The following is a 12,981-nucleotide window of genomic DNA, read 5'->3' as shown; positions in this document are numbered from 1 at the left end:
AAATGATAATGACTATTGTTTGGGCGGAGTTTAAGCGAATGGTTCTCGCGTGGCGCGGGAAGTTGTTGTTACTTGATTGAATGCGGTTAGTTGCTGGAACGGATTTTTAACCGATCCGCTGTGCGCAGATACCGCCATGGATCAATGTTTTGCGCGAAACCTGCTGACTCAGTACCTGATCCTTTGTGGGAGGGAGCAAGCCCCCTCCTACAGTTGGGCCGCAGCGCCGCACAGCAAAAAGCCCCGAACCAGTCGGGGCTTTTTGCTGTGCGGCGTTGTGGTTTAGTGGAACTGTTCTTCCTCAGTCGAACCCTTCAGCGCAGTCACCGACGAAGTGCCGCCCTGGATCACGGTGGTCATGTCGTCGAAGTAGCCGGTGCCCACTTCCTGCTGGTGCGCCACAAAGGTGTAACCCTTGGATGCGTCCGCGAATTCCTGTTCCTGCAGTTTCACGTAGGCGGTCATGTCGTTGCGGGCGTAGTCGTGCGCCAGGTTGAACATGCTGTGCCACATGTTGTGAATGCCGGCCAGGGTGATGAACTGGTGCTTGTAGCCCATGGCTGACAGCTCGCGCTGGAATTTGGCGATGGTCGCGTCGTCCAGGTTCTTCTTCCAGTTAAAGGACGGCGAACAGTTGTAGGACAGCAACTGGTCGGGGTATTCCTTTTTGATCGCTTCGGCGAAACGACGGGCCTCATCCAGGTCCGGCTTGGCGGTTTCGCACCAGATCAGGTCGGCATAGGGCGCGTAGGCCAGGCCACGGGCGATCGCCTGGTCCAGACCGGCGCGCACCTTGTAAAAGCCTTCCTGAGTGCGCTCGCCGGTCACGAACGGTTGGTCGTACGGGTCGCAGTCGGACGTGAGCAAGTCAGCTGCGTTGGCATCGGTGCGGGCGAGGATGATGGTCGGGGTGCCAGCCACGTCAGCGGCCAGGCGCGCGGCGGTCAGCTTTTGCACAGCCTCCTGAGTGGGAACCAGTACCTTGCCACCCATGTGGCCGCATTTTTTCACCGAGGCCAACTGGTCTTCGAAGTGCACGCCGGCAGCGCCTGCCTCGATCATGCTCTTCATCAGTTCGTAGGCGTTGAGCACGCCGCCAAAACCGGCTTCGGCGTCCGCCACGATTGGCGCGAAGTAGTCGATGTAGCCCTCATCGCCCGGGCCTTTGCCGGCCTTCCACTGGATCTGGTCGGCACGACGGAACGAGTTGTTGATGCGCTTGACCACGGTTGGCACCGAGTCCACCGGGTACAGCGATTGGTCGGGGTACATGGATTCGGCGGAGTTGTTGTCCGCCGCCACTTGCCAGCCGGACAGGTAGATCGCCTGGATTCCGGCTTTTACCTGCTGCACAGCCTGACCGCCGGTGAGGGCGCCCATGCAGTTGACGAAATCCTTGTCGGGGCGGAAGGACGGCTTGGCGCCCTGAGTCACCAGGTTCCACAGCTTCTCGGCGCCGAGTTTGGCAAAGGTGTGCTCAGGTTGAACCGAGCCGCGCAGGCGGACGACGTCAGCAGCCGAATAAGCGCGGGTCACGCCTTTCCAGCGTGGGTTTTCAGCCCAGTCTTTTTCGAGGGCTGCAATTTGCTGTTCGCGTGTCAGTGCCATGGAGATAAACCTCGTCGTCGCGTCTTGTTAGGGGTCGAGGGCCCTTGCCAGGGCCCTGGATTAGCGGGAGCGAGGCCATCATGCACAGCCTTTTTTGGGGCGTCAAATGTTTTGTAGTGCTTTTTTCAAAGCACTACATATTTGCCTTTGTGCGACTTGTCAGTCAGTTTTTGGTGGCTCAGTTCAAGCTGTCGACTTTGACCCGTATGGTCAGGTCGTCACGCCCCTGGGTAGAGTAGCTGCGGGTTGTAGAGGATTTATCGGCTTGGGTCGCACGATTGATGCCGGCCAGGGAAATCCACTCTCCCAAGCGGCCGCTGACAGTTGTGTCGGTGCTTTGCACGTTCACTACATCGGGACGTTCCTGGCTCATGCGGTCACGATTGGTACTGATCGCCAGGTGGACGGTCTCGCCGGTAACGCTGGCGGTGACATAGAAACCCTGGGTGACGCTGCGGTATTGGGTCTGATTCTGCAGACGGCCGTAACTGTCCTGCTGAGTGCTGGTCAGCGGCACGCTCTGGCCTACCTGGATCAGTGCGGGCACGCCTTCGCTGGCCTGGATCTGCTGGATGCCGCCTTCACGGCTTTCGGTGCTGTAGCTGATCACCTGGCCATTGGTTTGCTGGTTGTTTTCATTGGTGTCGACGGTGATCAGCAGGCGCTTGGCGGGTATGTCCAACTGCGCGAGCAGGGCGCGCAAACCCTCGATTTTATCCGGTTGCGCATTGACGATCAGCTGATTGCCATAGGCGCTGACGGTGCCGTCCTTGCCGATGAAGTGCTGTGCCACGGGCAGCAGGTCGGCGCTGGTGCGGTTGCTCAGGTCGACCACGGCCGTGTCGGCCATGGCCGACACGCTCGTGGTCAGGAGGAGGGCGGTGAGCAGGGTGCGTAGGGACATGTCCGTGATCTCTGCGATTGGTTCAAGCCTGGATAGTGCCAGTTTGTCGGCCTGACGGGTCGCAAGTTGAATCCCGGACAGCAAAATGCCCTGGCAAGGCATAATGCCGTTCAGTTAAGCGCAGCTTCCCCGTGGCGAGCAGGCTTGTCCTGCGTTGGGCTGCGCAGCAGCCCCAAAACCAGGCGCTGAGCCGTATCAGGTACACCGCGTTTTGCTGGATGGGGGGCGCTTCGCACCCCAACGCGGGGCAAGCCCGCTCGCCACAATAAGCCCACACATTTTCCTTAACTGAACGGCATTATCGCAAGTCAGGGCATTTTGGGAGGGGACTTGCTCCCGATAGTCGCGATGCGGTTTCAATCAGCCCTCGCGCACCATATCCACATGCGGAATCCCGACCTCAAGAAACTCATCACTGACGATCTTGAACCCCAGTCGCTCATAAAACGGCGCCGCGTACACCTGCGCACTGAGGAACTGCCGAGTCTGCCCACGTTGCTCGGCCACGCCGATCACCGTTTCCATCAGCTTGTCGCCCACTTTCAGCCCGCGCCAGTCCTTGAGGACTGACACGCGGCCGATCTCGCCGCTGGGCAGCAAGCGCGCCGTGCCAATGGGAAAGTCGCCCTCAAACGCCAGAAAATGCAGGGCGCCGGCGTCGTCGGCATCCCACTCCAGCTCCGGTGGAACCGATTGTTCCGCGATAAACACCGCTTCACGAATGCGCCGAATCTCGTCGATATCCTTTCGCCAGTCCGCGACACTTACGTGAATCCTATTCATCGGCGAACCCCAAGCTGCCTTGCTTGACCAGTTCGCACAGCAGGTCACGGCCGTCTTCATCGGCCAGCCATGGACCAAGGTTTTCGCTGTGCAGCGCATCGGCCGAGCACACCAGCTTCAACAGCTCACGCAGCTTGCCTGGCAGATAGCGGCTCTGGCCGCTGGCGAACAGCAGCACATCGTCGTCGACTTCCGACCACGCCAGGCGCGCGCTTGGGTTGCGCACCAGGATCGCGCCCTCCTGCAGGCTGGCGATGAAGTCGTCTTCGCCCAGCTCTTCGCCGGCCACCAGTTCCGGGTAGCGCGGCTCGGTCATGAACTGGCCGAACCAGGTGAGCAACATGCGTTCGTCGCTCATGTGCTCGGCGAGCAGGCTCTTGAGGCGGTCGAGGGCGTCGCTCTGGATCTGATGCGGGTCGCTGACCGGCTGCGCATCGGCGTCGGTGTAGCGCTCTTCGTCGGTCAGGTACTGGCTGAGGAAGTCGGTGAAGTGAGTCAGCACTTCGGCGGCGCTCGGCGCGCGAAAGCCCACCGAGTAGGTCATGCAATCATCTTCGGCAATGCCGAAATGGGCCAGGCGTGGCGGCAGGTAGAGCATGTCGCCCGGCTCCAGCACCCACTCGGCGCTTTCTTCGAAGTCAGCGAGGATGCGCAGGTCGGCGTGTTGCAGCAGCGGGCTCTCGGAGCTGCACATCTGGCCGATTTTCCAGTTGCGCTTGCCCTGGGCCTGCAGCAGGAACACGTCGTAGTTGTCGAAGTGCGGGCCCACGCTGCCGCCCGGTGCGGCGAAGCTGATCATCACGTCGTCGATGCGCCAGCTCGGCAGGAAGCGGAACTGTTGCAGCAGCTCGGCCACTTCCGGCACGAACTGGTCGACCGCCTGCACCAGCAGCGTCCACTCGCGCTCCGGCAGGGTGCTGAAGGCGTCCTCGGCGAACGGCCCGCGACGCAGTTCCCACGGACGCTCGCCATGTTCGATCACCAGGCGCGATTCGACTTCTTCTTCCAGCGCCAGTCCGGCCAGTTCGTCGGCGTCAATCGGGCTTTCGAAATCAGGGATGGCCTGACGGATCAGCAAGGGTTTCTTCTGCCAGTAGTCGCGCAGGAACTCCCGTGCCGTGATGCCGCCCAAGAGTTGAAGAGGGATATCAGGATTCATGTGTAACCTATTGAAAAAAAGCACTTTTAAGACTGAAATAAAAACGCCCGGCGCGGCCGGGCGTCTCAAGGGTCTTGCGATGGTCAGATGCGTTTGGCTTGCTCGACAGCGTTGCCAATGTAATTGGCAGGCGTCAGCAGTTTCAGCTCGGCCTTGGCAGCGGCTGGCATGTCCAGTCCGTCGATGAAAGTTTGCAACGCTTCGGGGCTGATGCCCTTGCCGCGCGTCAGTTCTTTCAGTTTTTCGTAGGGGTTTTCGATGTTGTAGCGGCGCATCACGGTCTGGATCGGCTCGGCCAACACTTCCCAGCAGGCATCCAGGTCAGCGGCGATCTTCTGCTCGTTGAGCTCAAGCTTGCTGATGCCTTTGAGGCTGGCTTCGTACGCGATCACGCTATGGGCAAAGCCCACGCCGAGGTTACGCAGTACGGTGGAGTCGGTCAGGTCGCGCTGCCAACGGGAAATCGGCAACTTGCTGGCCAGGTGCTGGAACAGCGCGTTGGCGATGCCGAGGTTGCCTTCGGAGTTTTCGAAGTCGATCGGGTTGACCTTGTGCGGCATGGTCGACGAACCGATTTCGCCGGCAATGGTGCGCTGCTTGAAGTAGCCCAGGGAGATGTAGCCCCAGATATCGCGGTCGAAGTCGATCAGGATGGTGTTGAAGCGAGCGATGGCGTCGAACAGTTCAGCGATGTAATCGTGGGGTTCGATCTGCGTGGTGTAGGGGTTGAAGCCCAGGCCCAACTCGTCTTCGATGAAGGCGCGGGCGTTTTCTTCCCAGTCGATTTGCGGGTAGGCCGACAGGTGCGCGTTGTAGTTGCCCACGGCGCCATTGATCTTGCCCAGCAGCGGCACGGCGGCCACCTGGGCGATCTGGCGCTCCAGGCGATACACGACGTTAGCCAGTTCCTTGCCCAGCGTGGTCGGCGAAGCCGGCTGGCCGTGGGTGCGCGACAGCATCGGCACAGCGGCGAATCGCACGGCCAGCTCACGGATGGCCTCGGCAGTCTGGCGCATCAGCGGCAGCATCACGTCATCACGGCCTTCGCGCAGCATCAAGGCGTGGGACAGGTTGTTGATGTCCTCGCTGGTGCAGGCAAAGTGGATGAACTCGCTGACCTGGGCCAGCTCCGGCAGCTTGGCCGCTTGCTCCTTGAGCAGGTACTCAATGGCTTTGACGTCGTGGTTGGTGGTGCGCTCGATCTCTTTCACGCGCTCGGCGTGCTCCAGGGCGAAGTTGTCCGCCAGGGTGTTGAGCACAGCGTTGGCTTCGGCGGAGAACGCCGGCACTTCGCTGATGCCAGGGTGAGCGGCGAGGCGCTGGAGCCAGCGAACTTCAACCAGCACGCGCGCACGGATCAGGCCGTATTCGCTGAAAATAGGGCGCAGGGCCTGGGTTTTGCCGGCGTAGCGGCCGTCAACAGGGGAAACCGCAGTGAGCGAAGAAAGCTGCATGGGGTGCTCTCGGACAGTCGGGCAACGAAATGGGGCGCGTATCATACATGAAAAAATTCGCCGGTCCGTTGCCAACTGACCGGCGTATTACGCATAACGGCGTGAAAATACACCTGTTGCAGCGACTTATTCGTTGCGCATCAACGGGTAAAGCTCTTTGAGCAATTTGCGCCGGCTGATCACCAGTTGCCAGCGATGGCCGCCCAGCTGTCGCCACAACCGCGCCGAACGAATACCGGCCAACAGCAGCGCGCGGATCCTCGAGGCGTTGTTTGGTTGCTGCAGGTTGCGCATGTCGCCGTGCACCTGAATGCGCTGGCGCAAGGTGCTCAGGGTGTCCTGGTACAGCGCGCCGCAGGCTGCGACTACGTTTTCATGGGCCGGGCCGAAGTGTTCGACCTGGGACTGGATCTGCGGCAGGCGCTTGCCGATGGTGTCGAGCATGTCGTCGCGCTTGGCCAGTTGACGTTCCAGGCCGAGCATCGACAGGGCGTAGCGCAACGGCTCGCGCTGCAGGGTGCTGGGGTCGCGCTCCAGGGCGCCGATCAGCGCACGGTAGCCTTCACGCAGCGCCAGGTCATCGCCACCGTAGACTTCCAGGGTGTCCTTGGGGTCGCGGATCAGCAGGCTGCCGAGCATGCAGGTCAGGCCGGCTTCAGTGACCTGGCCGGTCCTGGCGATCTTGTCCACCAGCACCGCCGCAAGAAACACACCGCCCAGCGCCGTCAATTGCTCCTGGGTCGGACTCATGCCGGGTGGCTCCAGGCTTGCGCGACTTCAATTACGCCGCCGCCCAGGCAGATTTCGCCGTCGTAGAACACCACAGACTGTCCCGGGGTGACCGCGCGTTGCGGGTCGTCGAAGGTGGCACGGTAGCCGCTGGCGGTTTTTTCCAGAGTGCAGGGCTGGTCGCCCTGGCGATAGCGCACCTTGGCGGTCAGGCGGCGCGGTGTGCTGAGGTCTACCGGGTTGACCCAGTAGATCTCGGACGCGAGCAGCGCGCCGGAAAACAGCAGCGGGTGCTCGTTGCCCTGGCCGACGACCAGCACGTTGTGTTCCAGGTCCTTGACCAGCACGTACCACGGCTCTTCGCCGGCGTCCTTCAAGCCGCCGATGCCCAGGCCCTGGCGCTGGCCGATGGTGTGGTACATAAGGCCGTGGTGACGACCGATGACTTCGCCTGAGGGGGTCTTGATCTCGCCCGGCTGCGCCGGCAGGTACTGCTTGAGGAAGTCGCTGAAACGGCGCTCACCGATAAAGCAGATGCCGGTGGAGTCTTTCTTCTTGGCGGTGGCCAGGCCATGTTGCTCGGCGATTCTGCGCACTTCGGGTTTTTCCAGCTCGCCCACCGGGAACAGGGTCTTGGCGATCTGTTCGCCGCCGACGGCATGCAGGAAGTAGCTCTGATCCTTGTTCGGGTCCAGCCCCTTGAGCAGCTCGGTGCGGCCATCGATATCGCGGCGGCGCACGTAGTGCCCGGTAGCGATCAGGTCGGCACCGAGCATCAGGGCGTAGTCGAGGAACGCCTTGAACTTGATCTCGCGGTTGCACAGGATGTCCGGGTTCGGCGTGCGGCCGGCCTTGTATTCGGCCAAGAAGTGCTCGAACACATTGTCCCAGTACTCGGCGGCGAAGTTGGCGGTGTGCAGCTTGATACCGATCTTGTCGCATACGGCCTGTGCATCCGCCAGATCGTCCATGGCGGTGCAGTATTCCGTTCCATCGTCTTCTTCCCAGTTCTTCATGAACAGGCCTTCCACCTCATAGCCCTGCTCCATGAGCAGAACGGCGGAAACGGAAGAGTCCACGCCGCCGGACATGCCGACGATGACGCGCTTCTTTTGTGTGTCAGAAGGGGCTGGATCACGCATAGGGTTTCAACGGGTGTCTTGAAAAAGGACGCGATTCTAGCAGGCCGAAGCCGCTAAGGCTAAAGAGAAGGACGGATCAATTCCAGGCTGTGCCTCTGGCCAGCCAGATAATCATCGATACAGCGGATGATCAGCTCGCTGCGCCAGTCGGCGCGCAGGGCGATCAATTCGTCACGGGACAGCCAGCGAGCCCGCAGGATGCCTTCGTCGAGTTGATAGTCGGGGTGGTGCTTGAGCGCTTTGGCGATAAAACACACGCGCTGGTAGGTCACGCCATTGCTCGGAGCGGTGTAGAGGTAAATGCCGACGATGCCGGTGGCTTCGACGTCCCAGCCGGTTTCTTCGAGGGTTTCGCGTACGGCGGCTTCGGTGAGGGTCTCCTTCGGCTCCAGATGCCCGGCCGGCTGGTTGAGCACGGCGCGCCCGCCCTTGAGTTCTTCGACCATCAGGAAGCGGCCGTTGTCTTCGACGAGGGTGGCGACGGTGATGTGGGGGAGCCAGGTCATTGCAAGCCTCGGTATCTGGAAGGTGACTCGGTCAATGTGGGAGCTGGCTTGCCTGCGATGGCGGTGGGTCAGCTACACCTGTATGAACTGACAGACTGCAATCGCAGGCAAGCCAGCTCCCACATTTGATTGGGTTTCTTCAATGAAGTCCCTAAAAGCAGAAACCCCGGCACTTGGCCGGGGCTTCTTTGCATCTTTACAACCTTACTTCAACTTGGCAATCGCCGCATTGAGCGTATCGCTCGGGCGCATGGCCTTGCTGGTCAGCTCGGGGTTCGGCGCGTAGTAGCCACCGATGTTCACGGGCTTGCCCTGTACGGCGTTGAGCTCGGCAACGATGGTTGCTTCGTTCGCGGCCAGGGTTTTGGCCAGTTCGCCGAACTGCGCTTGCAGCGCGGTATCTTCGGTCTGGGCGGCCAGGGCCTGAGCCCAGTACAGCGCCAGGTAGAAGTGGCTGCCGCGGTTGTCGATGTTGCCGACTTTGCGCGAAGGCGATTTGTTGTTGTCCAGGAACTGGCCGGTGGCCTGGTCCAGGGTCTTGGACAGCACCAGCGCTTTAGGGTTGTTGTAGGTCACACCCAAATGCTCAAGGGACGCAGCCAGGGCCAGGAACTCGCCCAGGGAATCCCAGCGCAGGAAGTTTTCTTCCAGCAGTTGCTGCACGTGCTTGGGCGCCGAACCGCCGGCGCCGGTTTCGAACAGGCCGCCGCCGTTCATCAGCGGCACGATCGACAGCATCTTGGCGCTGGTGCCCAGTTCCATGATCGGGAACAGGTCGGTCAGGTAATCACGCAGGACGTTGCCGGTTACCGAGATGGTGTCCAGGCCCTTGCGGGTGCGCTCCAGGGTGAACTTCATCGCGTCGACCGGCGACATGATGCGGATGTCCAGGCCTTCGGTGTTGTGGTCTTTCAGGTAGGCCTGAACTTTCTCGACCACGACGCCATCGTGCGCGCGCTGTGGGTCGAGCCAGAAGATGGCCGGAGTGTCACTGGCGCGGGCACGGTTGACGGCGAGCTTGACCCAGTCCTGGATCGGCGCGTCCTTGGTCTGGCACATGCGGAAGATGTCGCCGGCTTCGACGGTCTGTTCCATCAGCAGGTTGCCCTTGCTGTCGGTGACGCGCACGACGCCGTCAGCCTTGATCTGGAACGTCTTGTCGTGGGAGCCGTACTCTTCGGCTTTCTTGGCCATCAGGCCAACGTTCGGCACGCTGCCCATGGTGGTCGGGTCGAAGGCGCCATGAGCCTTGCAGTCTTCGATGACCGCCTGGTAGATGGTCGCGTAGCAGCGGTCCGGGATCACGGCCTTGGTGTCGTGCAACTGGCCGTCGGTGCCCCACATCTTGCCGGAGTCACGGATCATTGCCGGCATCGAGGCGTCGACGATGACGTCGCTCGGCACGTGCAGGTTGGTGATGCCCTTGTCGGAGTTGACCATCGCCAGCGATGGGCGAGCGGCGTAAACCGCCTGGATATCCGCTTCGATCTGCGCTTGCTGCTCGGCCGGCAGGGCCTTGATGCGTGCGTAGAGGTCGCCGATGCCGTTGTTCAGGTTGAAGCCGATCTGCTCGAGCACGGCGGCGTGCTTGGCCAGGGCGTCTTTATAGAACTCGGCAACGATCTGGCCGAACATGATCGGGTCGGAGACCTTCATCATGGTGGCTTTAAGGTGAACCGACAGCAGCACACCCTGTTTCTTGGCGTCTTCGATTTCGGCGGCGATGAAGCTGCGCAACGCTTTCTTGCTCAGCACGGCGGTGTCGATGATTTCGCCGGTCTGTACCGAGGTCTTCTCTTTCAGGACGCTGGCGGTGCCGTCCTGAGCGATCAGCTCGATCTTGACCGCGTCAGCGGCGTCGATCTGGACGGATTTTTCGCTGCCGTAGAAGTCGCCATTGTTCATGTGAGCAATGTGGGACTTGGAGTCAGCTGCCCAGGCGCCCATTTTGTGCGGATGCTTGCGCGCGTAGTTCTTGACCGACAGTGGTGCGCGGCGGTCGGAGTTGCCTTCGCGCAGTACCGGGTTCACGGCGCTGCCCTTGACCTTGTCGTAACGCGCACGGGTTTCTTTTTCCGCGTCGGTGGTTACGGTTTCCGGGTAGTCCGGCAGGGCATAGCCCTGGGCCTGCAGTTCCTTGATCGCGGCTTGCAGCTGCGGAGTCGAGGCGCTGATGTTAGGCAGTTTGATGATGTTGGCTTCAGGGGTCACGGCCAGGTCGCCCAATTCGGCGAGGTGGTCCGCTACAGCCTTGGCGCCCAGTTGCTCGGGGAAGCTTGCGAGGATGCGCCCGGCGAGGGAGATATCGCGGGTTTCCACGGCAATATCAGCGGAAGCGGTGAAGGCCTCTACGATAGGCAGCAATGAATAGGTGGCGAGGGCCGGGGCTTCGTCGGTGAAGGTATAGATGATCTTCGAGCGGGTGGGCATATTCGGATTAACTCTCTTCTTTGCTGAAAGCGTGCGCAGAAACTCGAGATGCGCCGGGTTGAGCGCGTTCGTTCAAAGTCATCCATGAGCGAAATGTCGAGGTTTCTTCGCGGTGATGTTGAGTTGCATCAGTCGAGCGTCAAGCGGGTGGACTATTGTAGTAGTCCGGCTCGGCAGCTGAAGGCACCTGTTCCAGAGCGGTCAGCCGTCGTGACTCTTGGGTCAGCGGCAGCATTATACATAGGTCGCTATGCTCACGTAGAGCCTTCACACAAAAGGGGCGTCGTCCATTGGTCTAAAGGTCGCAGGCGGGTGGGGCGCGCTTGAGATTGCTCGATGTGCTCAAGATTGGCGACTTTGCCGTTTTTATATAGCTTGTAGGCGACAAATGACGTTGTTTTCGATGCAAATGGGCAGGGCGCCGGGTGTCAGGTGTCATTTATCTGGAGTAGGCTCGAGCGCAGGCAGATGTTCAATCCATAGATGGAGTTCAGCATGGGATACCAGAAAATTCAGGTTCCGGCCGTCGGCGACAAAATCACCGTCAATGCAGACCATTCTCTCAATGTGCCCGACCAACCGATCATCCCCTACATCGAAGGCGACGGTATTGGCGTCGACATCAGCCCGGTGATGATCAAGGTGGTCGATGCAGCGGTTGAAAAGGCCTACAGCGGCAAGCGCAAAATCTCCTGGATGGAGGTGTACGCCGGCGAGAAGGCGACTCAAGTCTACGACCAGGACACCTGGCTGCCCCAGGAAACCCTTGATGCGGTCAAGGATTACGTGGTGTCCATCAAGGGCCCGCTGACCACGCCGGTAGGTGGCGGGATCCGTTCGCTGAACGTGGCCCTGCGTCAGCAACTGGACCTGTACGTGTGCCTGCGCCCGGTGCGCTGGTTCGAAGGCGTACCCAGTCCCGTGAAGAAGCCTGGGGATGTGGACATGACCATCTTTCGCGAAAACTCCGAGGACATTTACGCCGGTATCGAATGGAAGGCCGGCTCGCCGGAAGCGATCAAGGTCATCAAGTTTCTCAAGGAAGAAATGGGCGTCACCAAGATCCGCTTCGATCAGGACTGCGGCATTGGCGTCAAACCCGTGTCAAAGGAGGGCACCGAGCGTCTGGCGCGCAAGGCCCTGCAGTACGTGGTGGACAACGACCGTGATTCGCTGACGATCGTGCACAAAGGCAACATCATGAAGTTCACTGAGGGCGCCTTCAAAGAGTGGGCCTATGGCATCGCCGAGAAGGAGTTTGGTGCGACCCTGCTCGACGGTGGCCCGTGGATGCAGTTCAAGAATCCCAAAACGGGCAGGGATGTAGTGGTCAAGGACGCCATTGCCGACGCCATGCTTCAGCAGATCCTGCTGCGTCCGGCTGAATATGACGTGATCGCCACGCTTAACCTGAATGGTGACTACCTGTCGGATGCGCTGGCGGCGGAAGTGGGCGGTATTGGCATTGCGCCGGGGGCCAACCTGTCCGACACCGTGGCCATGTTCGAGGCTACCCATGGGACAGCGCCCAAGTACGCGGGCAAGGACCAGGTTAACCCGGGCTCGCTGATTCTGTCGGCGGAAATGATGCTGCGCCATATGGGCTGGACCGAGGCGGCAGACCTGATTATAAAAGGCACCAATGGGGCTATTTCGGCCAAGACTGTCACGTATGACTTCGAGCGCCTGATGAACGGGGCGACGCTGGTGTCGTCGTCGGGTTTTGGCGATGCGTTGATTTCGCATATGTAAGATGAGGCTGAAAAAAACCGGCCATCCTGATCATGTCAGGGTAGCCGGTTTCATTTTGCAGGCCGCTCAGCCAGGTACCTGGCTAGGCCAGTTCTTTTATTTCCTGCTGAGCAATCTGTGCGTCGTGGGTTTTCTCGTGCGTTTGATCGTGGGTTTTCCCGAGTCCTTGTGAGCAAACAGCACAAATATCGACCGCGTGCAGCCCCTTGGGTCCTTGAATCATGTTAAAAGACACCGGCTGGCCCGCTTTCAGCGTTTTGTATCCCTCCATGCTAATTGCCGAGTAATGCGCAAAAAGGTCCTCGGACTTGCCATCCTCAATAATGAATCCATACCCTTTGGCATTGTTAAACCATTTGACCTTGCCATTGATCTTGACGTCAGACATACCATATCCCTCTGCACCAGACTCCATCACTGGAGTATCATCCAGTTTATCCGTCCTAACCCGAATAAATAAGGTTGACTGCGCGGACCTTTTTTACCCACTGTGGGTTCTATTGGTTGTAACACC

General features: G+C 60.2%; 11 protein-coding genes. 1 reads left to right on the top strand and 10 read right to left on the bottom strand.

The genetic code is table 11. The features are described 5' to 3' along the window. Positions 1–282 precede the first annotated feature (282 nt). From aceA to H045_RS11130, 9 genes are all read right to left on the bottom strand, one after another. Complete coding sequence (aceA, locus tag H045_RS11170; RefSeq protein WP_003232086.1) at positions 283–1,608, bottom strand: isocitrate lyase; 1,326 nt, start codon at positions 1,606–1,608, stop codon at positions 283–285. Positions 1,609–1,786: 178 nt separating this feature from the next. Next, positions 1,787–2,512 (bottom strand): secretin N-terminal domain-containing protein, encoded by a 726-nt coding sequence (locus tag H045_RS11165; protein ID WP_015372408.1) that lies wholly within the window; start codon positions 2,510–2,512, stop codon positions 1,787–1,789. Between the two features lie 360 nt (positions 2,513–2,872). Beyond that, positions 2,873–3,295 carry a GNAT family N-acetyltransferase gene (locus H045_RS11160; RefSeq protein WP_003232090.1) on the bottom strand — a complete coding sequence of 141 codons (423 nt, stop codon included), beginning with the start codon at positions 3,293–3,295 and terminating at the stop codon, positions 2,873–2,875. Beyond that, the gene (locus tag H045_RS11155; RefSeq protein WP_003232092.1) at positions 3,288–4,454 is read right to left on the bottom strand and encodes a ribosomal protein uL16 3-hydroxylase; all 1,167 of its coding nucleotides are present in this window, start codon (positions 4,452–4,454) and stop codon (positions 3,288–3,290) included. Before H045_RS11155 ends, H045_RS11160 begins: the two co-directional genes overlap by 8 nt. 83 nt (positions 4,455–4,537) lie before the next feature. Then, complete coding sequence (gene purB / locus H045_RS11150; protein ID WP_015372407.1) at positions 4,538–5,908, bottom strand: adenylosuccinate lyase; 1,371 nt, start codon at positions 5,906–5,908, stop codon at positions 4,538–4,540. Between the two features lie 126 nt (positions 5,909–6,034). Then, positions 6,035–6,658, bottom strand: coding sequence for a high frequency lysogenization protein HflD (hflD, locus tag H045_RS11145; protein ID WP_003232096.1), 624 nt, complete (start codon positions 6,656–6,658; stop codon positions 6,035–6,037). Further along, positions 6,655–7,779, bottom strand: coding sequence for a tRNA 2-thiouridine(34) synthase MnmA (mnmA, locus tag H045_RS11140; protein ID WP_003232098.1), 1,125 nt, complete (start codon positions 7,777–7,779; stop codon positions 6,655–6,657). The genes hflD and mnmA overlap by 4 nt, the downstream gene beginning before the upstream one ends. 59 nt (positions 7,780–7,838) lie before the next feature. Then, positions 7,839–8,285 (bottom strand): NUDIX hydrolase, encoded by a 447-nt coding sequence (locus H045_RS11135; RefSeq protein WP_003232100.1) that lies wholly within the window; start codon positions 8,283–8,285, stop codon positions 7,839–7,841. Positions 8,286–8,489: 204 nt separating this feature from the next. Continuing rightward, on the bottom strand, positions 8,490–10,715 hold the full coding sequence (locus H045_RS11130; RefSeq protein WP_003232102.1) for an NADP-dependent isocitrate dehydrogenase: 2,226 nt from the start codon (positions 10,713–10,715) through the stop codon (positions 8,490–8,492). 495 nt (positions 10,716–11,210) lie between these two features. On the opposite strand from H045_RS11130, the gene icd reads away from it, so the two are divergent. Further along, positions 11,211–12,467 carry an NADP-dependent isocitrate dehydrogenase gene (gene icd / locus H045_RS11125; RefSeq protein WP_015372406.1) on the top strand — a complete coding sequence of 419 codons (1,257 nt, stop codon included), beginning with the start codon at positions 11,211–11,213 and terminating at the stop codon, positions 12,465–12,467. Positions 12,468–12,549: 82 nt separating this feature from the next. On the opposite strand, the gene cspD is transcribed toward icd, so the two are convergent. Further along, on the bottom strand, positions 12,550–12,855 hold the full coding sequence (gene cspD, locus H045_RS11120) for a cold shock domain-containing protein CspD (protein ID WP_015372405.1): 306 nt from the start codon (positions 12,853–12,855) through the stop codon (positions 12,550–12,552). Positions 12,856–12,981 lie beyond the last annotated feature (126 nt).

It is taken from the genome of Pseudomonas poae RE*1-1-14, from assembly GCF_000336465.1.
Lineage (GTDB): Bacteria > Pseudomonadota > Gammaproteobacteria > Pseudomonadales > Pseudomonadaceae > Aquipseudomonas > Aquipseudomonas poae.
This window is presented reverse-complemented; position numbering and strand designations above follow the sequence as displayed.

Coding starts and splice junctions, on each gene's coding strand:
- aceA (WP_003232086.1), bottom strand. CDS start 1,608: ATGGCACTGACACGCGAACAGCAAATTGCAGCCCTCGAAAAAGACTGG.
- H045_RS11165 (WP_015372408.1), bottom strand. CDS start 2,512: ATGTCCCTACGCACCCTGCTCACCGCCCTCCTCCTGACCACGAGCGTG.
- H045_RS11160 (WP_003232090.1), bottom strand. CDS start 3,295: ATGAATAGGATTCACGTAAGTGTCGCGGACTGGCGAAAGGATATCGAC.
- H045_RS11155 (WP_003232092.1), bottom strand. CDS start 4,454: ATGAATCCTGATATCCCTCTTCAACTCTTGGGCGGCATCACGGCACGG.
- purB (WP_015372407.1), bottom strand. CDS start 5,908: ATGCAGCTTTCTTCGCTCACTGCGGTTTCCCCTGTTGACGGCCGCTAC.
- hflD (WP_003232096.1), bottom strand. CDS start 6,658: ATGAGTCCGACCCAGGAGCAATTGACGGCGCTGGGCGGTGTGTTTCTT.
- mnmA (WP_003232098.1), bottom strand. CDS start 7,779: ATGCGTGATCCAGCCCCTTCTGACACACAAAAGAAGCGCGTCATCGTC.
- H045_RS11135 (WP_003232100.1), bottom strand. CDS start 8,285: ATGACCTGGCTCCCCCACATCACCGTCGCCACCCTCGTCGAAGACAAC.
- H045_RS11130 (WP_003232102.1), bottom strand. CDS start 10,715: ATGCCCACCCGCTCGAAGATCATCTATACCTTCACCGACGAAGCCCCG.
- icd (WP_015372406.1), top strand. CDS start 11,211: ATGGGATACCAGAAAATTCAGGTTCCGGCCGTCGGCGACAAAATCACC.
- cspD (WP_015372405.1), bottom strand. CDS start 12,855: ATGTCTGACGTCAAGATCAATGGCAAGGTCAAATGGTTTAACAATGCC.